The 24066-nt window shown below is 72.6% G+C and carries 21 protein-coding genes; 10 read left to right on the top strand and 11 right to left on the bottom strand.

Features of this window, described 5'->3' with window-relative positions:
* Nucleotides 1-5: 5 nt before the first annotated feature.
* Genes FB470_RS25615 through FB470_RS25605 form a run of 3 tightly spaced genes read right to left on the bottom strand, consistent with a single transcriptional unit; the run spans nucleotide 6 to nucleotide 4357 of the window.
* Entirely contained in the window at nucleotides 6-2207 is a 2202-nt protein-coding gene (locus FB470_RS25615; protein WP_306995573.1) for an ABC transporter permease, read from the bottom strand.
* A gap of 28 nt (nucleotides 2208-2235) precedes the next feature.
* Entirely contained in the window at nucleotides 2236-3312 is a 1077-nt protein-coding gene (locus FB470_RS25610) for a sugar ABC transporter substrate-binding protein (RefSeq protein WP_306995571.1), read from the bottom strand.
* 46 nt (nucleotides 3313-3358) lie between these two features.
* On the bottom strand, nucleotides 3359-4357 hold the full coding sequence (locus FB470_RS25605; RefSeq protein WP_306995569.1) for an ABC transporter permease: 999 nt from the start codon (nucleotides 4355-4357) through the stop codon (nucleotides 3359-3361).
* Between the two features lie 220 nt (nucleotides 4358-4577).
* Here FB470_RS25605 and FB470_RS25600 point away from each other — a divergent pair, with 220 nt between their 5' ends.
* Complete coding sequence (locus tag FB470_RS25600; protein ID WP_306995568.1) at nucleotides 4578-5450, top strand: TetR/AcrR family transcriptional regulator; 873 nt, start codon at nucleotides 4578-4580, stop codon at nucleotides 5448-5450.
* Nucleotides 5451-6340: 890 nt separating this feature from the next.
* On the opposite strand, the gene FB470_RS25595 is transcribed toward FB470_RS25600, so the two are convergent.
* The gene (locus FB470_RS25595; RefSeq protein WP_306995566.1) at nucleotides 6341-7069 is read right to left on the bottom strand and encodes a mycothiol-dependent nitroreductase Rv2466c family protein; all 729 of its coding nucleotides are present in this window, start codon (nucleotides 7067-7069) and stop codon (nucleotides 6341-6343) included.
* Between the two features lie 135 nt (nucleotides 7070-7204).
* On the opposite strand from FB470_RS25595, the gene FB470_RS25590 reads away from it, so the two are divergent.
* From FB470_RS25590 to FB470_RS25580, 3 genes are all read left to right on the top strand, one after another.
* Nucleotides 7205-7984 (top strand): enoyl-CoA hydratase/isomerase family protein, encoded by a 780-nt coding sequence (locus FB470_RS25590; RefSeq protein ID WP_306995564.1) that lies wholly within the window; start codon nucleotides 7205-7207, stop codon nucleotides 7982-7984.
* A 109-nt stretch (nucleotides 7985-8093) separates the two neighbouring features.
* Nucleotides 8094-9743 carry a class I adenylate-forming enzyme family protein gene (locus FB470_RS25585; RefSeq protein WP_306995562.1) on the top strand — a complete coding sequence of 550 codons (1650 nt, stop codon included), beginning with the start codon at nucleotides 8094-8096 and terminating at the stop codon, nucleotides 9741-9743.
* On the top strand, nucleotides 9740-10900 hold the full coding sequence (locus tag FB470_RS25580) for a PucR family transcriptional regulator (protein WP_306995560.1): 1161 nt from the start codon (nucleotides 9740-9742) through the stop codon (nucleotides 10898-10900). The genes FB470_RS25585 and FB470_RS25580 overlap by 4 nt, the downstream gene beginning before the upstream one ends.
* Nucleotide 10901: 1 nt before the next feature.
* On the opposite strand, the gene FB470_RS25575 is transcribed toward FB470_RS25580, so the two are convergent.
* The 4 genes from FB470_RS25575 to FB470_RS25560 form a co-directional block, all read right to left on the bottom strand.
* Complete coding sequence (locus FB470_RS25575) at nucleotides 10902-12524, bottom strand: acyl-CoA synthetase (RefSeq protein ID WP_306995558.1); 1623 nt, start codon at nucleotides 12522-12524, stop codon at nucleotides 10902-10904.
* A gap of 41 nt (nucleotides 12525-12565) precedes the next feature.
* A complete protein-coding gene (locus FB470_RS25570) occupies nucleotides 12566-13732 on the bottom strand; it encodes a CaiB/BaiF CoA transferase family protein (protein WP_306995556.1) in 1167 nt (388 codons plus the stop codon).
* Between the two features lie 24 nt (nucleotides 13733-13756).
* On the bottom strand, nucleotides 13757-14737 hold the full coding sequence (locus tag FB470_RS25565; RefSeq protein WP_306995554.1) for an NADPH:quinone oxidoreductase family protein: 981 nt from the start codon (nucleotides 14735-14737) through the stop codon (nucleotides 13757-13759).
* A 79-nt stretch (nucleotides 14738-14816) separates the two neighbouring features.
* On the bottom strand, nucleotides 14817-15614 hold the full coding sequence (locus FB470_RS25560) for a cupin domain-containing protein (protein WP_306995552.1): 798 nt from the start codon (nucleotides 15612-15614) through the stop codon (nucleotides 14817-14819).
* A gap of 208 nt (nucleotides 15615-15822) precedes the next feature.
* On the opposite strand from FB470_RS25560, the gene FB470_RS25555 reads away from it, so the two are divergent.
* The gene (locus FB470_RS25555) at nucleotides 15823-16803 is read left to right on the top strand and encodes an AraC family transcriptional regulator (protein ID WP_306995550.1); all 981 of its coding nucleotides are present in this window, start codon (nucleotides 15823-15825) and stop codon (nucleotides 16801-16803) included.
* 98 nt (nucleotides 16804-16901) lie between these two features.
* Nucleotides 16902-17111 carry a hypothetical protein gene (locus FB470_RS25550; RefSeq protein WP_306995548.1) on the top strand — a complete coding sequence of 70 codons (210 nt, stop codon included), beginning with the start codon at nucleotides 16902-16904 and terminating at the stop codon, nucleotides 17109-17111.
* Between the two features lie 118 nt (nucleotides 17112-17229).
* Here the strand turns inward: FB470_RS25550 and FB470_RS25545 are convergent, their stop codons facing one another.
* Both FB470_RS25545 and FB470_RS25540 read right to left on the bottom strand, forming a co-directional pair.
* Nucleotides 17230-17670, bottom strand: a complete 441-nt coding sequence (locus tag FB470_RS25545) for an iron chaperone (protein WP_306995546.1) — start codon at nucleotides 17668-17670, stop codon at nucleotides 17230-17232.
* 50 nt (nucleotides 17671-17720) lie between these two features.
* Nucleotides 17721-18344, bottom strand: a complete 624-nt coding sequence (locus FB470_RS25540; protein WP_306995544.1) for a VOC family protein — start codon at nucleotides 18342-18344, stop codon at nucleotides 17721-17723.
* A gap of 241 nt (nucleotides 18345-18585) precedes the next feature.
* Between FB470_RS25540 and FB470_RS25535 the strand changes: the two genes are divergently transcribed.
* From FB470_RS25535 to FB470_RS25520, 4 genes are all read left to right on the top strand, one after another.
* Entirely contained in the window at nucleotides 18586-19920 is a 1335-nt protein-coding gene (locus FB470_RS25535) for a GntP family permease (protein WP_306995542.1), read from the top strand.
* Nucleotides 19921-19937: 17 nt separating this feature from the next.
* A complete protein-coding gene (locus FB470_RS25530) occupies nucleotides 19938-21113 on the top strand; it encodes a CaiB/BaiF CoA transferase family protein (protein ID WP_306995540.1) in 1176 nt (391 codons plus the stop codon).
* A gap of 37 nt (nucleotides 21114-21150) precedes the next feature.
* Nucleotides 21151-22074 carry a LysR substrate-binding domain-containing protein gene (locus FB470_RS25525; protein ID WP_306995539.1) on the top strand — a complete coding sequence of 308 codons (924 nt, stop codon included), beginning with the start codon at nucleotides 21151-21153 and terminating at the stop codon, nucleotides 22072-22074.
* A gap of 93 nt (nucleotides 22075-22167) precedes the next feature.
* Nucleotides 22168-23040 (top strand): helix-turn-helix domain-containing protein, encoded by an 873-nt coding sequence (locus FB470_RS25520; RefSeq protein ID WP_306995538.1) that lies wholly within the window; start codon nucleotides 22168-22170, stop codon nucleotides 23038-23040.
* A 366-nt stretch (nucleotides 23041-23406) separates the two neighbouring features.
* Here the strand turns inward: FB470_RS25520 and FB470_RS25515 are convergent, their stop codons facing one another.
* Nucleotides 23407-24066 (bottom strand): alpha/beta fold hydrolase, encoded by a 660-nt coding sequence (locus FB470_RS25515; RefSeq protein WP_306995537.1) that lies wholly within the window; start codon nucleotides 24064-24066, stop codon nucleotides 23407-23409.

Raw genomic sequence — 24066 nt, 5'->3', positions numbered from 1 at the left:
CCTCCTCAGCCGACGGTGGCGGGACGGCCCGCCCGTCCGGTGGTGGCGGCGTCGGGCTGCCCGGCGCGGAGCCGGATGCGCCCGATCCGGTTGTTCTCCAGTCCGCCGATGTAGAGCCAGCCGTCGTGCTCGCGCATCGACGTGATCGTGGAGTGCTTCTCCCCGCCCGGATCCCAGTAGGTCTCCAGGACCTCGCCGTCCTCGGACACCTTCACCACGCACCCGTGGTTCATGCTCGGGTAGAGCCATTCGTCGCGCGGGATGCGTTTCATCATGCGGCGGCGGAAGGTCGGCATGCGCATCGCGAGGTCGTAGGCGGGTGAGCGCATCCCGTTGATCGCCACCCAGTACGTGCCGTCCGAGGCGCGGTTGATGTTGTCCAGGTAGCCGGGGAAGTTGTCCATGAAGATCTCGAGCCTGCCCCGGTTCGGCCCGCTGTGCCAGTAGCGCAGGATGCGGCACAGCCAGGTCTGCGCGATCAGCAGCGACTCGCCGTCGTGGCAGCTGCAGATCCCGTTGGGGAACACCAGGTCGCGGATCACCGTGCGGGTCTTGCCGGTGGCCGGGTCGTAGCAGACCAGGCGCCCGTTGGGGCGGCCCTCGACGCCGTCGAGGATCCAGTCGGCCATGTCGAAGCGGGTGGTGGCCTCGCTGAACCAGATCTTGCCGTCGGGCGTGATGTCCAGGTCGTCGGCCATGCGCAGCCGCGAGTCGTCGCGCAGGCGGGTCCAGGTGCGGTTGGTCTCGTCGGACAGCTTGCGGTGCTTGCCGTCCGGCGACACCGCGTACAGGCCCATGCCGCCGACGCACACGATGAGGTTCTCCTCGGCGTCGAAGGCCATCCCGAGCGGGTGACCGCCGATGCGCGCGAAGACCTCCCGCTCGCTGAAGCCGGGTCCGGAGAAGCGCAGGATCCAGCCCTGCCGGGTGCCGCAGTAGACCCGGCCCCGGGAATCCACGATCACGTCCTCGGGGCCCTCGACCTCGCCGAGCCCGATGGCTTCGGCGTCGCGCAGCCGGTCGTTGATCTCGTACGGGCTGCCCGAACCGGGCCGCACGTCGGGCAGCGGACCGTACTCCAGCAGGGTGGGGTTGACGTAGGTCTTCTGAATGGCCTTGCCGCGGTTCTTGCCCCACTTGGTGTCCAGGCCGACCGCGACGATCAGCACGACCGCGAGCACGGTCTGCAGGACCTCGCCGCCCACGTCCATGAGCAGCAGCCCCTTGCCCAGCAGGCTGATGGTGGCCGCACCGATGAACGCCCGCCAGACGGTGCCCTTGCCGCCGGAGAGGCTGATGCCGCCGAGGATGACCGCGGTGAGCACGTTCAGCTCGAGCCCCTCGCCGACGCGGGCGCTGGCGCTGCTCAGCCGTGCCGCGTAGAAGACGCCCGCCAGGGCGCACAGCGCACCGGCGAAGACGTAGCTGATCAGCAGCACGCGTTCCACCCGGATGCCCGCGTGCCGGGCGGCCCGCCGGCTCGCGCCGACCGCGGTGATGTGCCAGCCCAGGCGCGACCGGCTCAGCACGACGTGACCGGCGACCAGCACCACGAGCAGGGTGACGAAGCTGAACGGCAGCCCGGCGACCTTGCCCGTGCCGAACCAGTCCCACACCGGGTCGACGACGAACGCGGTCGCCGTCTTCGCCGAGTAGTGCAGGTCCAGCAGGTTCAGCACGCCGCGGAAGATGATCAGGGTGACCAGGGTGGTGAGGAACGGCCGCGCCTTGAGGTAGGCCACGATCACGCCGTTGGTGGCGCCGAGCACCGCCCCGGCGACCAGCGTCAGCAGGATCGCCGGCACGACCGGCACCCCGGCCACCGTGATCAGCAGGATCGCGATCATGTTGCACAGGCCGAACATCGAGCCGACGGACAGGTCGATGCCACCGGAGATCATCACGACCGCCATGCCCAGGCACAGCAGTGAGATCTCCGCGAGCTCGGCCGCGGTGGACAGCAGGTTGGCCGGGCCGGCGAACCCGGGCGCGGCGATCGAGAAGAACACGATCACCGCGACCAGGATCGCCAGCGGGATGGCGGGCTCCATCCACCGCTTCTCGAACAGTTCCGCGAAGAACTGCTGCGGCGAGGCGCGGTGGCGAAGGTGCCGCAGCCGGTCGCGCACGGTCTCGCGCTCGCCGACGTTGCGTTCGGGTGGGCGGCGCCGCGGGGGCGCGGGCCGCACGTCCGCAGTGGCCGTCATGGTTCTCCCTCGTTAGGAGCCGGTGGGATCAGCGGACGGTGAGACCGTCGTTCTTGCCGTCGTAACACGTGTTGGGCTGGTTCCAGTTGCTCTTGTCGATCTTGACCAGCGGCGTGTAGTCGGCGATGCGGGCGGTGCCCGGCGCCTGACCGGACTGGATCAGGTACTTGGCGATGGCGACGATGTCGGTGCCCTGCGTGGGCACGGAGTAGCCGTAGGACTCGAAGAACATCCCGTCGCGCACGCCTTCGCAGGCGATGTTGCTGTGGTCGGAGGTGAACACCTTGACCTGGCCGAGCTTGCCGGCCTCCTTGATCGCGGTCGCCGCGCCGTACTGCATCTGGTCCCAGAATCCCCAGCTGGCGCACAGGTTCGGGTGCTGCTGGATCACGGTCGCGGTGATGTCGTGGGCCTTGGTGCGGTCCCAGTTCGCCGCCTGGGTGGACACGACCTTGATCTCCGGGTGCTGGTCGAAGATCTGCTTCGCGCCGGCCATGACGTCGAGGGTGAAGCCGGAGGTCGCGTCGCCCTGGACGATCTGCACTTCGTGCGAGGTGGGCGTGTTCGCCCCGCACTGGCCAACGATGTCGGTCGCGATGCGACGGCCGAGGTCGATGGTGTCGGCACCGACGAACGCGTCGGACTTGTAGTTGGAGACCATGTTGATCTGGATGACGTAGATCCCCGCCTGCTGCGCCTGCTGGATGAGCTTGGCCAGGATCTGGACGTCGAAGTTGTGCACCACCAGCACGGCCGGTTTCTCGTTGATCAGCGACTGCACCGCTTCGGCCTGCTTGGCGGTGTCCCAGTTGGGATCGCGCAGCACGTAGTGCATGCCGGCGGCCTCGAAGCCGCGCTCCAGCTGGCGGTTCCACTCCTCCATCAGCGGGGTGCCCATGCCGACCGGCACGAACGCGGCCGTCTTGCCCTGCAGGCTGTTCAGCGCGTGGTCGCGCAGCTCGCCCGCGGACGCGGTGGGCGGGATCTGGTTCGAGCCCGCGGCGGTGGTGTTCGCGCTGCTGCCCGTCGAGCAGGCACTCGCGGCCAGCGCGGCGGCCGCGGCGAGCGCGCCGATCCGCAGCGCCCGCGTCTTGGCGTTACGCATTCCAGGACCTCCTTGTCCTTTGTGGAAATTCGGGGGATGTGCGGTGTCAGTCGCCCTGGCGGACGGTCTCCTCGTCGCGCGGGTGCAGCCGGTTGTCCAGCACGAGCGCCGCCAGCAGGATCAGACCCTTGACGATGTCCTGCTCGTGGGTGTTCATGTTCAGGATCGTCATGCCGTTGAGCATCACGCCGATCAGCGCGGTGCCGACGACGACGCTGAGCACGCTGCCCCGGCCGCCGACCAGGCTGATGCCGCCGACGACCACGACCAGCAGCACGTCGTAGATCAGCGAGCTGTCGATCACCTGGGTGTTGAGCCCGCCCACCGATCCGGCGACCACGAGCCCGCCGACGAACCCGATCGCCGCGCTCGCCATGTACTCGAAGACGGTGAGCGGGCGGACGGCGATGCCGGACAGCGCCGCGGCTCCCGCGTTGTCCCCGTGCGCGTAGATGAACCGGCCCGCCTTCGTGCGCGACAGCATGACCTGGGCGAGCACCGCGGTCACCACGAACACGAGGATGGGGACCGGGACGCCGAACAGGGTCCCCTGCCCGAGCGCGAGGACGAAGTGCCGGTCGCCGGGCAGTTCGGCGATCAGTCCGTCGAGGACGGTGGTGCGGGCCAGGCCGTAGACGAGCAGGCCGGAGGCCAGCGTCGCGAACAGCGCGGGGATCTCGGCGAAGGCGATCAGGAACCCGTTGAGCAGTCCCATCACGAGCACGATGCCCAGGCCCGCGACGAGGGCCACGGGCGTGCTCACCTCGCTGCGCATCAGCTGGATCGCGACCGCGGTGGACACGCCCATCGAGGCGATCAGCGACAGGTCCATGCCACGGGCGATCACCACGACGGCCATCGCGACGCCGAAGATGCCCAGCGAGGACACGCTGCGCACCAGGTTGACGAGGTTGTCCAAGTGGAGGAAGCCGTCGAGGGTCAGGCCGAACACCACGAACAGCGCGACGACCACCACCCCGACGATCTGTTCCTGGGAGATGCCCGCGCGCCCGGTGGATCGCCGCCGCAGAAGGGTTCCGCTCATCGTCACTCCGTTGTCCGATGGCCTGTATCGATCGGTCAGTACCGACGTCGGACCGAACGGTACACGGAGGTGCCGGTTCGTCAATGGTTTCGGGTGGGGTTGAGCGAAGGCTTCACCCCCTTGAGTGATCCAGGGCACAGCGAGTGGCGGTTCTGTGTGGCGTTGCGTTTGCTGGACCGATCGGTACGCTTGTCCGGATTGGCTGGAGCGGGGAGGGACCATGGCACGTCGCCGGGACACGTCGGGCGAGTCGACCCACGAGCGGATCCTGCGGGTGGCGGCGGAGATCTTCGCGCGGAAGGGCTACCACGCCACCGGGGTGGCCGAGCTGGGTGAGGCGGCCGGGTTGCAGCGCGGTGCGCTGTACTACCACATCGGGTCCAAAGAGGACCTGCTGTACGACCTGTCGAAACGGCACGTCGAGGAGGCGCTCGCGCGGGGCCGGGAGGTGGTGGCGCGCGATCTGCCGCCGGCGGAGAAGCTGCGGGCGCTGGCGCGCGAGCACCTGCGCACGATCGCCGCGCGGTGCGACGAGGTGACCGTCGTGATCCGCGAGATGCACGCCCTGACGGGCAAGCGCGCGAAGCGCCTGACCGCGCTGCGGGACGAGTACGAGAACCTGTTCGCCGACGTCCTCCGGGAGGGCGCACAGCAGGGCGTGTTCGCCGGCGCCGACCGGGTGGTCGTGCTGGGCGTGCTGGGGATGTTCAACTGGACCCACGTCTGGCTCGACGCGGCACGGGGACCGCTCACCCCCGACGACATCGCGGACCGGCTCACGGATCTGGTGATCCACGGCCAGCTGCGGCCCGGCGCGCCGGGCGGATCGGCTGTGCCCGCTGTGCCCGCTGCGCCCGCTGGGCGGGCCGAGTCGGCTGGGCCGGCCGAGTCGGCTGGGCCGGCCGAGTCGGCTGGGCGCGCCGAGTCGGCTGGGCCGGCTGGGCCGGCTGGGCGGGCCGAGGCGGGCGGATCGACCGGGGAGGCCAGGGGGGCCGGGGAGGCCGGGGCGCCCACCGAGGCCGGGCACACCACCGCGGCGCAGCCCACGGAAGCCGGCGCGGCCGCCGAGCCCGCGGCAGCGGGCACCGCCTAGACCAGCCGGCGTCGCCGCACCACCGACCCAGCTTGCCCGGCACGCTGGGCCGGCTCGGCTCGCCCAGTGGGCTCAGCCGGGCCGGCAGAGCCGGCCGGGCAGACTGAGCCCCTGCGCGGGCCGAGGCGGGCGGATCGACTGGGGAGGCCGGGCAGACCACCGAAGCCGGGCAAACCACCGGGCGCAACCCACCGAATCCGGCACAGCCGCCGAGCCCGGGGCAGCGGGCACCTCCTAGACCGGCCGGCGTCGTCGCGCCACCGACCCAGCTTGCCCGGCACGCTGGGCCGGCCCGGCTGAGCCCGCTGGACGGGCCGAGCCAGCGAAGCCGGGCGGACAGACTGAGCCCCTGCGCGGGCCGAGCCGGGCGGATCGACCGGACAGACCACCGAAGCCGGGCGACCACCGAGGCGTAGCCCACCGAGGCCGGCACGACCGCCGAGCCCGCGGCAGCGGGCACCTCCTGACCGGCCGGCCCGGCGCGCCGCGGCGGCCCAGCTGCGCCCAGCGTCCTCGCGCGACCGAACCCGCCGGCCCGGCACGCCGGGCCGGGCAGGCTGAGCCCACTGGCGAGCCGAGCCGGCAGACCTGGCCGGACAGACTGAGCCCCTGGGCGAGCCGAGCCGGGCGGATCGACCGCGCAGGCTGAGCCCGCTGCGCGGGCCGAGCCGGCAGAGCCGGCCGGGCAGACCGGCCCGCGCCCCAGCGCCACTCCGGAGCCGGCGCGCCACGGCCGTGGCTCACGGCTCCGGAGCCGGACGCCGTAGCACCGCCCTTGGTCACTGTGCCGGGCCGGGGCAGACCACCGGTGGCGGCGCAGAGTCACCGCGCCGGGGTCACCGATGGGCGCACACCGCGCCGGGGTCACCGGCGAGGCGGGGCGCCGCCGGTCACTTCTTCTGCCGCCGGCTTCCGGCGTGCCAGTCCTCCTGGCGGCCGGTCTCCCCGGGGCGCACCCCGAACGCCGCGAGCTGCGGGCGTTCCCGCAGGCTGCGCTTCAGCTCGGCGAAACCGGGGAACCGCGCCAGCGCCACCACGTGGTCCCACAGCTCGACGGCCTCGTCCTCGCCCGGCAGCCTGCTGATCACCGGGCCGAACAGCGCCGTGCCCGCGGGCGGCTCGAAGTGCAGGATCGGCGTGCCGACGTCCTTACCGGTGAGCGAGAGCGCGAGGTCGGTCGACGCCTGGATCTCCGCGTCCCACGCCGGATCCTCCAGCGCCTCCACGTGGTGGGCCGGCAGCCCGCACCGGACCAGCGCCTCGGTGGCCAGGGTGCGCGTGCCGCGATGCACCGCGGCCGCGGTGCCGCCGGGCACCGGTTCACGCTCGAAGGTCTCCTCCCCGACCACCTGGTAGAACGCACCGACCGGCTCCGGGCCGTGCTCCCGCCGGATCGCCGCCGCGACCCGCAGCAACTCCAGTCCCGCGGTGTGCGAAGCCTCGTACTCGGGCGGGAAGTGCGCGTCGTAGTCGATGTGGGCGTTGAGCAGCCGCAGCGAGATGAACCGCCACTCCACGTCGTACCGCTTGCGCCGGGCGACCGTGCGCACCCACTTGCTCGTCATCCACGCGAAGGGGCAGACGGGGTCGAAGTAGAAGTGCAGATCAGCGTCGGCCATGACGCACAGCCTACTCCCGAGCGTCATTGGACCACCCGGTCCACTCAGCACGCGACCCTATGCAAAAGCTCACAAACGGCCACAGGACGCGCCCCGTACTCTCGCTTGTACCGATCGATACAGACAGGAGCCGTCATGCCGGAACACGTCCACCTGACCGTCGAGAACAGGATCGGCGTCGTCCGCCTCGACCGCCCGCCGGTCAACGCGCTCAACCGTGCGGTGCGGGAGGAACTGATCGAGGTCGCCGCGATCGTGACGGCGCGCGAGGACGTCCGCGCCGTCGTGGTCCACGGTGGCCCGAAGACTTTCGCCGCCGGCGCCGACGTGCGCGAACTGGCGTCCACCTCCCACGCGGATATGATCAGCGAGTCCCGCCGGATCTCCGCGGGCATCGGCGCACTGGCGCACATCCGGAAGCCGACGGTCAGCGCGATCACCGGCTTCGCCCTGGGCGGCGGACTCGAGATCGCCCTCGCCACCGACCGCCGCATCGCGGCCGACGACGCCCGGCTCGGCGTCCCGGAGATCCTGCTCGGCGTGATCCCCGGCGGTGGCGGCACGCAACGGCTCGCGCGCCTCGTGGGCGAGGCCGCGGCGAAGGACCTCGTCTACACCGGCCGGTTCGTCGGCGCGGCCGAGGCGCTGGCGATGGGACTCGTCGACGAGGTCGTGCCCGCCGGGGAGGTCTTCGACCGCGCCGTCGCCTACGCGGCCCAGTTCGCCGAAGGTCCGGCACGCGCCTACGCGGCGGCCAAGGAAGCGATCGAGGGCGGCCTCGACCGCGACCTCGAAGCGGGCCTGGATCTCGAGTCGGAGGTGTTCGCGGCCCTGTTCGCCACCGAGGACCGCACGATCGGCATGGAGTCCTTCCTCGAGCACGGCCCCGGCAAGGCCCGCTTCACCGGACGGTGACCTCCATTCCCCTTGTTCATACCGATCGGTACAAGCATAATCTGCATTCGACGGCCTATTTCAGACCGATCAGTACAAACACTGGATCGGGCGAGGAGGTTGAGCGACGATGCTCAGCGGAACGACCCGCACGGGTCAGGGCACGTCCGGGGACGCCGGCGTGATCGGCCCCGACGGACTGGATCACCGGCAGCGCGTCACCCGGGTCACGGTCGCGGACCTCTACGAGCGCGGCTACCACCAGTACGGTTCGCGCGTCGCGATCCGGGACGGCAGCACGACGATCACCTACCGCGAGCTCGGCGAGCAGGTGCACCGCATCGTCGGCGGCCTGGGCGAGCTCGGCGTCCGGCGCGGCGACCGGGGTGTCCTGCTGCTGGACAACTGCCCCGAATTCTTCGAGATCGAGCACGCGCTGTTCGTCGGCGGGTTCGTGCGGACCACGCTGAGCGTCCGGCTGCACCTGCGCGAGGTGGTGCACATCCTCGCCGACTGCGCGGCCGCGGTGGTGTTCGCCTCGCCCGGCTGGGCCGAGCAGCTGGCCGGGGTGCGGGACCGGCTGCCCGCGCTGCGGCACGTGGTCGCCGTGGCCGGCGGGCCGGGCGACACGACGGTGGACCGGTTGCGCGAAGCGCCTCCCGCGCCGTACGCGCCTCCCCTCCCCCACGATCCGGCGGCGATCCTCTACACCAGCGGCACCACCGGCATGCCCAAGGGCGCGACGCTCAGCCACGCCAACTGGGCCGCGATGGTCCGCAACGAACTGCTCGAACTGCCCCCGGCCGAGGACGACGACCGGGTGCTGCACGTCGCGCCGCTGAGCCACCTCAGCGGGTACGTCGCGCCGTCCTACTTCGTCCGCGGCGCCACCCACTTCACCTGCCCCAGGTTCGACGCGGTGGCGACGCTCGAACTCGTCGAGCGGCACCGGGTGACGATCCTGCCGATGGTGCCGACGATGCTGAACCTGCTGGTGCAGGCCGCCGAGCGGCGGACCGGTAATTACCGGTCGCTGCACACGGTCGTCTACGCCGGCTCGCCGATCGCGCCCGGGCGGCTGGCCCGCGCCCGGCAGGTGTTCGGTGACGTGTTCGTCCAGTTCTACGGCCTGTCCGAGCTGCCGATCCCGATCGCCTGCCTGTCGCGGCGGGACCACGCGTTCGACCCCGCGGGCGGCGTGCCGGCGCGCCTGGCCTCGGCCGGGCGCGTCAGCCCGTTCGTCGAGGTCCGGCTCGTGGACGACCGCGGTGTGCAGGTGCCGCACGGCGAGATCGGCGAGATCACCGTGCGCGGCGACCAGACGATGATGGGCTACTGGAACCTGCCGTCGGCGACGACCGACATGATCGACGCCGAGGGCTGGGCGAGCACCGGCGACCTCGGCCGGTTCGACGACGACGGCTATCTGTACATAGTGGACCGCAAGAAGGACATGGTGGTCACCGGCGGGTTCAACGTCTACCCGACGGAGGTCGAGAACGTCGTGTCCACGCTGCCCGCGGTGTCCGAGGTCGCGGTCGTCGGCGTTCCCGATCCGGTGTGGGGCGAGGCGCTCAAGGCCGTGGTCGTGGTGCGGGAGGGGTACGAGTTGTCCGCCGACGACGTGGTGGCGGTCTGCGCGGCGAACCTGGCCGGCTACAAGAAACCCCGGTCGGTGGAGTTCGTGTCCGAGCTGCCGAAGACGGGCTCGGGCAAGATCATGCGACGGCAGCTGCGGGACCGCTACTGGGCCGACGGCGATCGCAAGGTCGGCGGTTGAGCGCCCTGGCGGCGGCGCCCGGGTACGCCGAGGACCTGTTCGAGGTAGCCGACACCGCGGCCCGGCTGCTCGGCGGACCGGTGGTGGTCGAGGACGTCGATTTCCGCGTCCTCGCCTACTCCGCGGTGCCCGGGCAGCCCGGCGACGAGGCGCGGCGGTCGGCGATCCTGAACCGGCGTACCCCGGACCGCTGGGTGCGGTGGATGGCCGACTCCGGGATCCGCGACCGCCTGCAGCGCGACGACCGGCTGGTCCGGCTGGACCCGCCGTGGCCGTCGCCGCTGCACCGCTTCGTCCGGCCGGTTCGCGCGGACGATCAGGTGGTGGGTTACCTGTGGCTGTTGAGCGGCGAGCGCGAGCCGGCGCCGGAGGTGGAGCGCCTGGCCCGGGATTTCGCGGGCGCGCTGGCGCCCGAACTCGCCCGGCGCGGCCGCGTCACCGGTGAGCGGCTGCTGCGCGGGTTCCTGGACGGGCAGTTGTCCGCGGCGGAGCTGGCGGACGCGCTCGAGGTGGAGGGCGACAACGCCTGCGCCGTGGTGCTGGCGTTCGGGGGCGCGGAACCGCCCGGCCTCGTCCGCGCCCTGTCCCGGTACGCGCGGCTGAAGCCGCACACCTGGCTCGCCGGTGCCGTCGGCCGCCGCACCTACCTGCTGCACGTGGCCCCGGACCTGTCCGAGGTGACGGCCGCCCAGGTGGTGCGGGAGACCGAGGCGGACCTCGGGCCGGACGTGCGGGTGGCCGCCGGGTCGGTCGTGCGCGGGCTCGCGTCCGCGACGCGGTCGCGCGAGGAGGCCGACCTGACGTTGCGGCTCCTCCAGGCCGGCGACCGGCGGGCCGGGTGTTTCGGCGCCCTCCGGCACGAGATCCTGGTGCACGAGGTGGTCGCGTTCCTGCGCACCCGCCCCGTTCTGGTGGACGGCCTGCTGGACGGGCTCAGCGCACACGACCGCCGGCACGGCACCGACTACCGCCGGACCCTGCGGGTGTACCTCGACGAGTTCGGCGACGTCCGGCGGGCCGCGGCGGCGCTGCACATCCACGCGAACTCGCTGCGCTACCGGCTGTCCCGGCTGGCCGACCTGGCGCCGCTGGATCTCGCCGATCCGGACGCCAGGCTGGCCGCGCACCTGGTGCTCGCCGCCACCCGCACCCCCTGAGCTACCCGGCCTCCACCAGAGGCTCCCGCAGCGAGGCGCGGCGGATCTTGCCGGTCACGGTCTTGGGGAGTTCGGGCACGTAGTCGACCACGCGCGGGTAGGCGTGCCGTCCGATCTCCCGGCGCACCAGGTCCTGCAGGTCCGCGGTGAGAGCCGCCGACGGCGTGACCCCGTCGGCCAGGACGATCACGGCGCGCACCACCGATCCCCGCTGCGGGTCCGGCGCCGCCACCGCCGCCGCCTCGAGGACCGCCGGGTGCGACCCGAGCACCGCCTCGATCTCGCCGGGGCCGACGTTGTACCCGGCCGTGACGATGACATCGTCGTTGCGGCCGACGAACCACCACCGGCCGTCCTCGTCCCGCCGGACGATGTCCATGGTGCGGAACCACTCCCCGTGCACGACGCGGGACTCCCACAGTTCGTGGGCGTTGGCGTAGTCGCTGGAGAGCTGGTAGGGCGGGCGCCGGAAGACGACCTCACCCCGCCCCGGGCCGTCGATGAACTCCCCGTCCTCGCCCAGCAGGCGCGCCTCCCAGCCGGGGACGGCGCCGGAGAGCGAGCCGGGAACCGGGTCGCTCTCGGCGGAGGCGAGGTCGGCGAGGACCATCCCGAGCTCGGTCTGCCCGTAGCCGTCGCGCAGGGGCGCCTCCGTCAGCCGCCGCCACCGGTCGGCGGTGGCGGCGTCCAGCGGTTCGCCCGCGCTGACGGCGCAGCGGAGCGAGGCCGGGATGTCGCGGCCGGCGGTGACCAGGCGGCGGTAGGCGGTGGGGACCGAGGTCAGGCACGTGACGCCCTCCTGCTCGATCACGTCCAGCCAGGCACCGGGGTCGAAGTCACCGGTGTACATGACCCGGGTGGCGCCGCGGACCATCGGGGCCGCGCCGGTGGACAGCAGGCCGAACGACCACCCGGGATCGGTGGTGGTGAACACGACGTCGTCCGGGCCGGCGGTGACGCTGTGGTCGAGCCACGGCAGCAGCGCGATCACCCCGGCGTGCGGGATGACGCAGCCCTTGGGTTCGCTGCTGGTGCCGCTGGTGAACATGACGACCGCGGTGTCGTCGGCGGCGGTGGCGGCCATCGCCGTCACCGGGTGACCGGCTTCGAGCTCGGCGGCGAAGTCGCGGTCGCCGTCGAGCAGTCCGTCCCCGTCGGCGCCGGTCACGGTGAACACCTGGATGTCGCGCCGCAGCAGCGGACGGGCCGCCTCCAGGACGGCCCGCCACCGGTGGTCGACGACGACGGCGTCGACCCCGGCCGCGTTGAGCCGCTGCGCGACCGCGTCGTGACCGAAGCCGCAGAACAGCGGGACGTAGACCAGGCCGGCGTGCCACGTGCCCAGCGCGGCGATCCACGCCTCGACCTGGCGGGTGAGGATCACGCCGACCTTCGCACCGCGTCCCAGTCCGGCGGCGGCGAACGCGTCGGCCGCCCGGTTCGCCAGGCGGAAGAGCTCGCGGTAGGTGTGCCGCTGCGCGCTGCCGTCCGGGTGGCGGGTGACCAGCGCGAGGCGGTCGCGGTCACCCGCCCAGCGCCCGCAGCACTCGTGGGCGAGGTTGAACCCCCGCTCCGGGTCCTGGGCGAGCGTGCCCAGGACGCGTTCCCACTCGGACTGTCCCATGTGTACTCCTCCTCGGTTCGGGGTGGCCGCTTCGCCCTCGCTCACGCGGAACCGACCCGGGGACGGTCGACCGCGACGCCGAGTTCGAGCAGTTCGGCGATCTCCGGTCCGGGCACGCCCCAGTCGGCCAGCGCGGCCCGGGTGTGCTCGCCGGGCGAACACGGCGGCGACTGGATCGAGCCGGGGGTGCGGTCGAAACGCGGGACCGGTGCCGGCTGCCGCATGCCGTACTCGGTCACGTAGGTCCCGCGGGCCTTCACGTGCGGGTGGTCCATCGCCTCGTCGACGGTGAGGACCGGCGCGAAGCAGGCGTCGGAGCCTTCGAGCCGCTCGACCCAGTGGTCGCGGGTTCCGGCGGCGAAGATCGCGGTGAGCCGGGCGCGCAGGGCGGGCCAGCGGGACCGGTCGTCCTGCGGCCACTCGGCCGGATCGAGGCCCAGCCGGTCCAGGAGCAGGGCGTAGAACTGCGGCTCGAGGGCGGCGATGGTGACGTAGCGGCCGTCGGCCGTCGCGTAGGAGTCGTAGTAGGGCGCTCCCCCGTCGAGGAAGTTGTCCTCACGGGCCGTGCTCCACGCGCCCATGTTCATGAACCCGACGATGCTGGTGAACAACGCCGCAGTGCCGTCGATCATCGCCGCGTCGATCACCTGGCCCCGGTTCGACCCGGTCCGCTCCAGCAGGGCGGCCAGCACCCCGGCGACCAGGACCATGCCGCCGCCGCCGAAGTCACCGACGAGGTTCAGCGCGGGCGGCGGTGGCGTGCCGCGGCGCCCCATCGCCGCGAGCGGGCCGGCCAGCGCGACGTAGTTGAGGTCGTGCCCGGCCGCGGTGGCCAGCGGGCCGGTCTGGCCCCACCCGGTCATGCGCCCGTAGACCAGGCGGGGGTTGCGCTCGAGCACCGGTCCGGGTCCCAGCCCGAGGCGTTCGGTCACGCCGGGGCGGAACGGGTCGAGCAGCACGTCGGCCCGGTCGAGCAGGCGCAGGAGCGTGTCCCGGCCGCGGGACGCCTTGAGGTCGAGTGCGATCGACCGGCGCCCGCGCAGCAGCAGGTCCAGCTCGTGCCGCTGGTGCTCCCCGGGTTCACCGCCGGCGGGCCGGTCGATGCGCACGACCTCGGCACCGAGGTCGGACAGCATCATCGCGGCGAACGGCGCGGGACCGATCCCGCCGAGCTCGACGACCCGCACACCTCGCAGGGGTCCGGACATGGCACCTCCGAATCGATGGGACGGCTAGCGCAGCGTGAGCACGCTCTTGCCGACGGTTTTGCGCGCCTGCAGGTCCTTCAGCGCCTGCGCGCCGTCGTCGAACGCGTAGCACGCGCCGACGACCGGCCGGACGTGACCCGCGGCGACGAGGTCGTTCAGCTTCGCGCCGACGCGCCGGATCAGGCCCGGGTCGTGCGGCAGGTAGTGTCCCCATGCGACACCCACGGCGTCGATGTTGCGCAGCAGCAACCGGTTCGCGGCGATGCGCGGGATGCGCCCGTCGGCGAACCCGATGACGAGGATGCGGCCGCCGGGCCGGATCAGGCGCAGGCTGGCGTCGAAACGGTCACCGCCGACCGGGTCGTACACGACGTCGACCCCGCCGGCCTGCTCGGTCCAATCCCGGACGAGGACCACCTCGTGGGCCCCGGCCGCCCGCGCGACCGCCGCCTTGCCCTCGTCGCTGACGACCGCGACGACGCGGGCACCGAGCCCGGCCGCGATCTGCACCGCCGCGGTGCCGACACCCCCGGCGGCTCCGTGCACCAGCACCGTCTCGCCCGCGCGAAGGCGGCCGCGTTCGACGAGTCCGAAGTAGGCGGTCTGGTAGTTGACCATCAGGCCCACGGCCGCGTCGAAGCCGAGGGCGTCCGGGACGGCAACGACGTGGTGCGGCGGCACCGCCACCGTTTCCGCCCAGCCACCGCCGTGGCCGGTGAACGCGATGACCCGGTCGCCCGGCGCGATGCCGGAGTCGGCGGGCGCCGAGCGCACGACGCCGGCGACCTCCAGTCCGGGCGTGAACGGGGGTTCGGGCCTGACCTGGTACCGGCCCTGGGTGAGGAGCAGGTCGGGGAAGGTGACACCCGCGGTGTGCACGTCGACGACGACGGCGTCCGGCGCGGGCGTCAGGGTGAGCGAGCCGATCCGCAGCGCGTCGGGCCCGCTGGGCTCGTCGACCACCAGTGCGCGGACGTCCGGCATCGGGTTCTCCTCACTCGGCATGCGGAAATCCTGCCCGTGCGCGGGGTGCGGTGTCTTCGTGCGAAGACCAAAGAGACCGGCCCGCCGTCTTGGTGGATGGTCAAAACCCGCGCGGCGGCCGGGCGGCCCTGGCCCGCCGGACGTATTCGGCGGGCGTCATCCCCACCTCCCGGAGAAAGGCCCGGCGCAGGGCGGCGGCGCTGGTTCCGGCCACCGACGCCAGGACCGCGCCGCCGAGCGGGCGGCCGGGGTGCGCTTCGATGTAGTCGATGGCCTGTTCCACGGCGTACCGGCCCGCCGATCCCCCGATCGTCCGCAGCGCGCGGCTGTAGGTGTTGGGCACGCCGAGCAGGACCTGGGTGAGCAGGAAGGACTCCCACTGCTCGCGCTGCAGCTCCGGCACGCACGTCTGCGCACCGGCCTGCTGGGCGAAGAACTTCGCTGCCGCCAGCAGGCCGCGTCCGGCGGGGCCGCGCAGCCCGACGCGCACCGCGAACCGCGGCGGCCGGGGCACCACGTCGTGCAACAGGGCCGACAGGTGCGCCTCCAGGTGCGTGCGGGGCAGCTTGATCGCGAACTGCGCCGCGTCCGCGGACCAGGTGACCGTGCTCGGCTCGAACGGCGAGAACATCGCTCCCACCGCACCGTGCGTCGCGGTCTCGTCCCGCCCGTGCCGGACCCGGGTGCGCCCGGTCAGCGTGAGGTTGAGGTGGTAGCAGTCGGTCAGCGGCGGGACCTCGAGCGTGGTTTCCGCGCCGTAGGTCAGGTACCCGAAGGTGACGCGGTCGCTGCGCGCCACGTTGAGCCGGGCGTCGAGTGCTCCGTCCACAGTGACCTCGTGCGGGACGAAGACGGCGCTGACGGTGCGCCACGCCTCCTCCGGGTCGGTGGTGTGCATGGCCCGGAGTCGCGACAAGGGTTCGCTCGTGCGCATCGCTGACCTGCCTGTCGAGGGATCGGTCCGGGACGCTACCGGCCGGGCCGGTGCCGCGCTATCCGCGCGGGACGGGCGCCGGACGCATTCCGGATAGTCCGGTCGCGACGGGGATAGTGATCCAGGTCATCGGCCGCTACGCTGGACGCCGCACGTGTCCAGGAGGATCGCAATGGGGCGAGACAGCAGCGTGGCGGACCGGCGTCCCTTCGCGACGCGAGATCTGGAGCAGGCCCGCGACATCGTCACCCGCATCTACATCCCGCACGACCTGACCACCCTCGGCGGCAAGCCGCTGAACTTCCGGCTGCGCTACCTCACCTCCGAGCGGTTCACCGTGGGGCACTGCGTGTACGGCGCGGACGCGGAGCTGTTCGTCCCGCCGATGGTCGGCTGCTACCACGTGAACCTGACCTTGCACGGCCGCACGATGGTCGAGCAGGGCGGCCGCAAGGCCGCGACGAACGCGCGCGGCAGCGGCGTGATCTTCGCGCCGGCCGACCCGTTCGTCGTGCGGTGGAGCCCGGAGGCCGTGCAGTACGCGCTGAAACTGCCGCGCCGGTCCCTGGAGACGCACCTGTCGCGCCTGCTGAACCGCGAGATCGACCGGCCCGTCCGGTTCGACCTCGGGTTCGACCTGTCCGGCCCCGCGGGGCAGGCGTTGCTGGCGTCGGTCCACTTCCTGCGCACGGAACTGGAGCGCCCGGGCGGGATCGCGACCATGCCGATGGCGCGGGACCAGCTCGAGTCGGCGGTGATGACCCAGTTGCTGCTGACCATCCCGAACGAGTTCAGCGACCTGATGCGGGCACCGCACCCGCCCGCGGCGCGCACCGCCGTGCGGGCGGCGCTGGACCTGATCCAGGCGCACCCGGAGCGGAACCTGACGGTGGCCGAGCTGGCCGAGGCGGTGGGCACCACGGCGCGCGGGCTGCAGCGCGGGTTCCGCGAGCTGGTGGGCACGTCGCCGGGCGCCTACCTGCGCGCCGCGCGGCTGGACCGGGTGCGCGAGGAGCTGGTGGTCGGCGGGCCGGGCGTGAACGTCACGGACGTCGCGACGAAGTGGGGGTTTTTCCACCTGAGCCGCTTCGCGCAGCAGTACCGGACCCGCTTCGGCGTGCTGCCGTCGGAGACACTGCGCAGCGGCACGTAGCGCCGCGGGCCCGGGATTCAGTGCGGCGCGGCGATCTGCGCGGCCAGGTGCCCCGCGCCGTAGCCGTTGTCGACGTTGACCACCGACACGCCGGGCGCGTGTGGTGGAGGGAGGGGCTGCGCGAGTGGTGGCAGGAGGCGGCCCGGCACCACTCGCTCCCGCCGTCCGATGTGGACGCCTACGGCGCCGCGCTGCTGGCCCGCTTCGCGAACCCGCGGATGCGGTACCAGCTCGAGCAGATCGCGATGGACAGTTCCCGCACCCTGCCGACGCGGTCCGCGTCCGGGCCGGCTGGGTGCGCCACCTGACTCGGCGCGCTGAAGCTCCTCGACCCGGACCTGCCGCCCGACACCGCCGTCGTGACCGCGGTGACGGCGACGGCACGAACGCTCAGCCGGCGGACGGCATCCCCTGATCACCCCGGTGTCAGCTCGCCGCCTGCTTGACGAGCAGGGCGATGCGCTCGGCGACATCCGGCGTGATCTCCTTCAGGGCGAAGTACGTCGGGAACATCGCGCCGTCGTCGAGGTTCGCCTCGTCGCTGAACCCCAGTGTCGCGTAGCGGGCCTTGAACTTCGCGGCGGGCTGGAAGAAACAGACCACCTTGCCGTCCGAAGCGTAGGCGGGCATGCCGTAGTAGAGCTTCGGCGCGAGCGCCGGGGCGTTCGCCGTCACGATCTCGTGGACGCGCTCGGCGAGGACCCGGTCGGCGCCGGTCATCGCGGCGATCTTCGCCAGAACGTCACGCTCCGCCTCGGCCGCCTTGTCCGCTTGCGCCGCGCGCCGGGCCGCTTTCTTGACCTCCTGGGCGTGTTCCTTCATCGCGGCCCGCTCTTCGGCCGTGAAACCCTGGTAGCTGCTGGTCATGGGACTCTCCTCGGATCGGTGGGCGTCGGCGGGCGGGTGGTGCAGGCACATCAGGACCGGGCCGCCACGGACGCGGCTTCCCAGGCGAAACCGTCCGGATCGGTGAACGTCCCGGCGCCGCCGCCGATCGCGATCCGGTGCGAGCCGGTGCCCTCGACCGGCACCCCGGCGTCCTTGGCCAGGGCGCGGCGCCGGTACAGCGCGAGTTTGACCGGGCCGTCGGCGGCGAACTCCACGTACACGCGGCCGAAGCTCTTGCCCACGGCCAGGCCCCGCTCGAGGTAGAACTTCTTGCTGGCGGCCACGTCGGCGACGCCGAGCAGGAGCACGATCCCGTCGATGCGGCGGGTGGCGGGTCCGGTGTTCTTCTTCGCCGACGTCGCGACCTTCCAGATCGTCCCGTCCGGCGCCTGGACGACCCCGCCGTATCCCCACATCGACTTGGCGACGGGCTTGAGGACGGTGGCCCCGGCCTCGACGGCGGCGCCGGCCAGTGCGTCCACGTCGGCGGGCTGGGACACCATCAGCGACAGCGTGAACCCGCGGAAACCGGACGTCGGTTCCTGCGAGGCCCGCAGCCGCAGCTGGTCGCCGAGCCCGAAGGCGGTGGTGTAGAAGCGTTCGGCGGCCGCGGGGTCGGCCACCTCGAGGGTGATGGTGTCGATCGATGTCATGTCAGGAACGGTAGGGCGGTGCGGGTACCGGGGGCTTCTCGATTCCTGACCGGTTTCCGGGCCGCCCGTGACGGCGAGGCCGTGGAGCCGGGGGCGCACTGAGTGCGGTGCACCACGGCGGAGCCTCCACCTATAAGCCGTCCTTATACCGATCTTCACGCGCGCCGTCTACCGGCCCTGGCCGGGCTGTGTTTCGATCACCGGCACCCGCACCGTGGCCGGCGAGAGGACGTGGCGCACCGTGGTCGTCTTGCATGCGGCGATCGCCATCGCCGTGGTGATCGTGCTGATCCTGGCGCTCCGGGTCGACCCGGTGATCGCACTCGTGGCAGGGTCGCTCTACCTGGGGCTCGCGTCCGGGCTCGGTTTCGCCAAGACCATCACGACGATCGCCCAGGGGTTCGGCGACATCATGACCGAAGTGGGCCTGCTCATCGGCTTCGGCGTGCTGCTGGGCTCGCTGCTGCACGCGATGGGCGCACTGCACAGCGTGGTCGAGAAGCTGTTGCGCACCCTCGGACCGGGCAAGCTCCCCTACGCGCTCGCCGTCGCGCTGAGCACGATCTTCCCGTCGATCTACGTCGACGTCCAGCTGGTGCTGGCCGCGCCGCTGGCCCGCTCGGCCGCCCCGCACCTGGGGCGCAACGGCCTGGCGACGATGGGCGGCGCGCTGACCACCGGCATCCTGGTCGGCTACGTCTTCGTCGTGCCGGGCCTGGGCACCGTGGCGATCGCGGGGCTGCTGCACGTCCCGCTGGGCACGATGCTGCTGTACGGCTTCGTGATCGCGCCGGTGACCGCACTGCTGACCATGCTTGTCTACCGCAGGCTCCTCAAGCGCGGGTTCTGGAACGCGGACAAGGACGAAAGCGACCCGCCCGCCGAGCCGGCCGGACAGACCGGCGCGGAACCAAACGCGCAGCCGCGGCTGTCGGTGTCGCTGCTGCCGATCGTGGTCCCGCTGGTGCTGATCGCCACCGGTGCGATCACCGAGGCGGCGGGAGTGAAGTCGGACGTGCTCGCGTTCGTCGGCGACCCGGTGTTCGCGCTGTTCGCCGGCCTCGTCGGCGCGTATGCCCTGGCGCGCCGGTCACTGGGCCGCGAGCGGGTCGCCGAGACGATGACGTCGGGGTTCGGCTCCACCGGCCAGATCCTGCTGGTCACCGGCGTCGGCGGCTCGCTGGGCGCGGTGATCGGCGAGACCGACCTCGACGACGTGCTGTCCGGGCTGTTCTCCGCCGACGCGGGCGTGCACGCCGTGCTGACCGTCCTGCTCGTCTGGCTGGTCGCGGCGGTCCTGCACTTCGCGATCGGTTCGATCGCGGTGGCCGGGATCGCCGCGGCCGGTATCCTGGCACCGATCATGGGCGGTCTCGGCATCCCGCCGGAGGTGCTCGCCCTGGCCATCGGCTCCGGCGCGTTGTTCGCGCTGCAGCTGAACAGCAACTTCTTCTGGATGTTCCAGACGCTGCTCGGGGTCACCACCCGGGGAGCGTTGAAGGCGCTCACGTTCGTGACCTCCCTGGCGTCGCTGGTGTCGCTGGTGCTGGTCATGGGCCTGGTTTCCGTGGTGTGACAGCGAAAGAGCCGGACATGCGACCTCTGCGCGGAGTGACCGTCGTTTCCCTCGAGCAGGCCATCGCCGCTCCCTACGCCAGCCGGCACCTCGCCGACCTGGGCGCGCGGGTGATCAAAGTGGAGCGTCCGGGCGCCGGCGACTTCGCCCGCGCCTACGACTCGCGCGTGCACGGTCTCAGCTCGCACTTCGTGTGGGTGAACCGCAACAAGGAGTCCCTCACCCTCGACATCAAGGACCCGCGCGGCATGACGGTGCTGCGGCGGCTGATCGACGGCGCGGACGTGTTCATCCAGAACCTCGCACCGGGCGCGGCGGACCGCGCGGGGCTGGGCGCCGGGCGGCTGCGGGCGGACAACCCACGCCTGATCGTGTGCGACATCTCCGGCTACGGCTCCCCCGGCCCGTACGAGTCGCGCAAGGCCTACGACCTGATGGTGCAGAGCGAGGCCGGGCTGCTGTCGGTCACCGGCACGGCCGGGGAGATGGCCAAGGTGGGCATCTCCGTGTCCGACATCGCGGCGGGCATGTACGCCTACACCTCGATCCTCGCCGCGCTCCTGGAGCGCGGGCGGACCGGTGCCGGCACGCACATCGACGTGTCGATGCTCGAGGCCACTGTGGAGTGGATGGGCTTCCCGATGTACTACGCCTACGATGGCGCGCAACCGCCGCCGCGGGCCGGCGCCGCGCACGCGACGATCTACCCGTACGGACCGTTCACCGCGGGCGACGGCAAGGTCGTGATGATGGCGATCCAGAACGAACGCGAATGGGCCCTGTTCTGCGAGCGGTTCCTGGAGCGGCCCGAGCTGGCCGGGCACCCGGACTACGCCACCAACGCCGACCGCAACGCCCACCGCGAGGCCCTGGGGAAGATCATCGCGGGGCGGTTCGCCGAGCTGCCCAGCGCGGAGGCGATCGAGCTGCTCACCGCGATCCCGGTCGCCAACGCCCGGGTCAACGAGCTCGCCGACGTCTGGGACCACCCGCAGCTCGCCGCACGCGGCCGCTGGCACGAGGTGGGGACGCCGGCCGGTCCGGTCCGCTCGTGGGCCCTGCCGGGGTTGACCACCGGCGAGCCCAGGATGGACGCGGTGCCGGATGTCGGCGAGCACACCCGGGCGATCCTCACCGAGCTGGGGATGACCGCGGCCGAGATCGACGAGCTGGTGGCCGACGGGGTGGCGTGACCGGCGGTGGTGGGATGATCGGGCGGGAGGCAGCACCGTGGACATCGCCCACCTGCGGGATTTCATCGCCGTCGTCGAGGCCGGCAGCCTGTCCAGGGCCGCCGGACGGCTGCACGTGTCGCAGCCGGCGTTGAGCCAGCGCGTGGCCCAGCTGGAAGCGCAGCTCGGGGTGCGGCTGCTGGTGCGCGGGCCGCGCGGCGTGGTGCCGACACCCGCCGGCACCACCCTCTACCGCGACGCGCAGCAGCTGGTGCGCCAGTTCGACCGGCTCGCGCGCGACGTCGCCGACAGCCGCAACCACCTGCACGGCCCGGTCGCGGTCGGGCTGCCGACGACGGTCGCCGCGCCGCTGGCACCGGCGCTGTTCTCGTGGGCGAAGGCGGAGCACCCGGGCATCCACCTGCAGCTGTTCGAGTCGATGAGCGGCTACATCCACGAGCTGCTGCTGGCGGGGCGGCTGGACCTGGCCGCGGTGTTCCGGGAGGACGACGTGCCGCGGGCGGCGGAGGTGCCGCTGTACTCGGAGGAGCTGTACCTGGTGGGGCAGCCGGATCCGCGGCCGGATTCCGACGAGGAGGTGCCGCTGGCCGGGCTGCGCGCGGTGCCGTTGGTGACGCCGGGCGGCCGCAGCAACCTGCGGGCCCTGATCGAGCGGGCGTTCGCCACGAAGGGTCTGGTGCCCGCGATCGTGGCCGACGTGGAATCGCTGGGCACGATGATCCGCATCGCGGCCGGTGGTGAGGCGTGCACGATTCTGCCGTTGTCGGTGCTGCGGGACCACGGGGACCCCCGCGAGCTGGGGGTGCGCCGGATCGTCGACCCCGTCCTGCGGCGGCACGTGGCCGTCCGGACCGCCACGGAGGTCTACGAACCGCGAGACGCGGTGATCGCGATCCGGAACGGCATCGTCGAGGTGACCCGGCACCTCGCCGGCGAGGGCCGGTGGCCGGGCATCAGATGAGGGCCGCCGGGCCGTGGGCACCCTGGCGCTCGCCGGTGGGTGGGGGTGACAGGACCAGGCAGCGGCATGCCGCCGGGTACTACCGTGGCTCGTATGACGGATCAGGCAGCCCCGCTGGGCGACTACCTGCGCGCACGTCGCGAGCTGGTCACTCCTGAGCAGGTCGGGCTGCCCGTGCTGGGGGTGCGGCGCGTGCCGGGGCTGCGGCGGGAGGAGGTCGCGATGCTCGCCGGTATCAGCGCCGACTACTACCTGCGCCTGGAGCAGGGCCGCGACCGCAACCCGTCCACGCAGGTCCTCGAGTCGATCGCGCGGGTACTGCGCCTCGACGACGACGCGACGGCCTACCTGCTGAGCCTCGGCGCGGGCAAGCCGCGGCGACGGCGGCGGCCACGGGCGGAGACCGTGCCACCGGGCATCGCCAAGCTGGTCGCGACCTTGCCGTTGCCGGCGTTCGTCGAGGGGCGGTACTTGGATGTCCTCGCGGCCAATCCCCTGGCCGGCGCCCTCTCGCCGCGGCTGGCGGTGGGGCACAACCGGCTGCGGGACGTGTTCCTGGACCCGGCCGAGCAGAGCCTCTACCCGGACTGGGAGATGATCACCCGCGGCGTCGTGGCCGGGTTCCGCCAGTCCGTGGGCACGGACACCGACGACCCGCGCTTCATCGAGCTGGTCGGGGAACTCTCGCTGGCCAGCCCGCGCTTCCGGCAGGTGTGGGCGCGGCACGACGTGCGCGACCGGCAGGGCACGCCCACGCCGATCCGGCTGGACCACCCGCAGGTCGGCGAGCTGCGGCTCAACCGCGAGAAGCTCACCGTGAACGGCACCGCGGGCCAGGTGCTGTGCATCTACCACCCCGACGCGGGCACCGACGACGCCGAGAAGCTGGCGCTGCTCGCCTCGGCCACGCTGCCACCGGCCCCGCCGCGCGAGCCCGCCGCGAGGCACGTGCGGAACCAGGGCTGACCGCATGCGCAAGGTCCCGCAGGACGGCGGCCGATCGCCCGCCGGCATCGGCGCCCGGCCACCGGCGCGGCACCGACTGCCGCACGCGGGACACGCGGCGCGGCGACAGCCGGCCCCCGCCGGCCCGCCCCGGCCGCGGTGGCACGACCGCAGGCGCCGGACCACCCTCGTTGTGATCGGCGCCGCAGTCCGCCCAGACCCCGCAGGCCCTCCACGCCCGCCGCGTCCGGGATGCGGCCGTAGACGTGCGGCAGGGGCTCGCGGGCACCGACACCGCGTCGGTGATGGAGCGCTTCTCCAGGTTGCCGCTCCGCCGGGCCGTGGGCGAGGAGGAGAAGCGCAAGATCACCTACGCCCCCGACCTGGTCATCGCCGATCAGGTCCGGGGGGCGCACCGGCGCCGAGGAACTCCAGCGCAGCCTCCTTGAACACCCGGCTGGACACGGCGTTGAAGTGGTTGCGCCGCCCCAGCGACACGAACGGCGCACCGAGGGACGCGGCGAACTCCGGCGCGTCCGCGGCGATCTCGTCGTCGTCCCCCGCCGCGAACAGCACCGGGACCGGCGGCTCCCCCGCCAGGCCGTGTCCCGCCATCCCCTCGGCACACGCCTGGAGCCCCGGGCCCCCGAGCGCGGCGAGGTCCGCCCGGCCGGCCGCGCGCCCGCCGATGCCCCCGAGGACCAGCCGTCCGATCCGCCCCGGAGCCAGCCGCGCCAGCTGCCAGGCGACCAGACCGCCCATCGAATACGCCACGGCATCCACAGTGGACACCGCGGCCTCGTCCAGCACGGCCAGCGCGTCCGCGGCCAGAACGCCGGGTGAGTAACCCGACGTCGGCCTGCCGCTCTGCCCGTGACCCCGCAGGTCGAGCGCCAGGTACCCGAGCGGGGCGAGGGCGCGGGTCCAGCCGGTCTGCTCCCACGTGCGGTGGCTGTCCGACGCGAAGCCGTGCACCAGCAGGACCGGCCGCGGCCCGGGCACGTGCTCGTACCAGATCTTGGTGCCGTCGCCGGCGATGGCGAACAC

This window comes from Amycolatopsis thermophila, assembly GCF_030814215.1.
In the GTDB taxonomy this organism is placed as follows: Bacteria; Actinomycetota; Actinomycetes; order Mycobacteriales; family Pseudonocardiaceae; genus Amycolatopsis_E; species Amycolatopsis_E thermophila.
The sequence above is the reverse complement of the archived record's forward strand: the minus strand, read 5'-3'. Positions and strand labels throughout refer to the sequence as shown.

Bases quoted from the DNA above. Each gene is read 5' to 3' on its own strand.
- FB470_RS25590 (WP_306995564.1), top strand. From the start codon at position 7,205: ATGCCGGAACACGTCCACCTGACCGTCGAGAACAGGATCGGCGTCGTC.
- FB470_RS25530 (WP_306995540.1), top strand. From the start codon at position 19,938: ATGCGACCTCTGCGCGGAGTGACCGTCGTTTCCCTCGAGCAGGCCATC.
- FB470_RS25585 (WP_306995562.1), top strand. From the start codon at position 8,094: ATGCTCAGCGGAACGACCCGCACGGGTCAGGGCACGTCCGGGGACGCC.
- FB470_RS25545 (WP_306995546.1), bottom strand. From the start codon at position 17,670: ATGACCAGCAGCTACCAGGGTTTCACGGCCGAAGAGCGGGCCGCGATG.
- FB470_RS25615 (WP_306995573.1), bottom strand. From the start codon at position 2,207: ATGACGGCCACTGCGGACGTGCGGCCCGCGCCCCCGCGGCGCCGCCCA.
- FB470_RS25555 (WP_306995550.1), top strand. From the start codon at position 15,823: ATGGGGCGAGACAGCAGCGTGGCGGACCGGCGTCCCTTCGCGACGCGA.
- FB470_RS25565 (WP_306995554.1), bottom strand. From the start codon at position 14,737: ATGCCGAGTGAGGAGAACCCGATGCCGGACGTCCGCGCACTGGTGGTC.
- FB470_RS25520 (WP_306995538.1), top strand. From the start codon at position 22,168: ATGACGGATCAGGCAGCCCCGCTGGGCGACTACCTGCGCGCACGTCGC.
- FB470_RS25570 (WP_306995556.1), bottom strand. From the start codon at position 13,732: ATGTCCGGACCCCTGCGAGGTGTGCGGGTCGTCGAGCTCGGCGGGATC.
- FB470_RS25605 (WP_306995569.1), bottom strand. From the start codon at position 4,357: ATGAGCGGAACCCTTCTGCGGCGGCGATCCACCGGGCGCGCGGGCATC.
- FB470_RS25575 (WP_306995558.1), bottom strand. From the start codon at position 12,524: ATGGGACAGTCCGAGTGGGAACGCGTCCTGGGCACGCTCGCCCAGGAC.
- FB470_RS25600 (WP_306995568.1), top strand. From the start codon at position 4,578: ATGGCACGTCGCCGGGACACGTCGGGCGAGTCGACCCACGAGCGGATC.
- FB470_RS25610 (WP_306995571.1), bottom strand. From the start codon at position 3,312: ATGCGTAACGCCAAGACGCGGGCGCTGCGGATCGGCGCGCTCGCCGCG.
- FB470_RS25595 (WP_306995566.1), bottom strand. From the start codon at position 7,069: ATGGCCGACGCTGATCTGCACTTCTACTTCGACCCCGTCTGCCCCTTC.
- FB470_RS25560 (WP_306995552.1), bottom strand. From the start codon at position 15,614: ATGCACACCACCGACCCGGAGGAGGCGTGGCGCACCGTCAGCGCCGTC.
- FB470_RS25540 (WP_306995544.1), bottom strand. From the start codon at position 18,344: ATGACATCGATCGACACCATCACCCTCGAGGTGGCCGACCCCGCGGCC.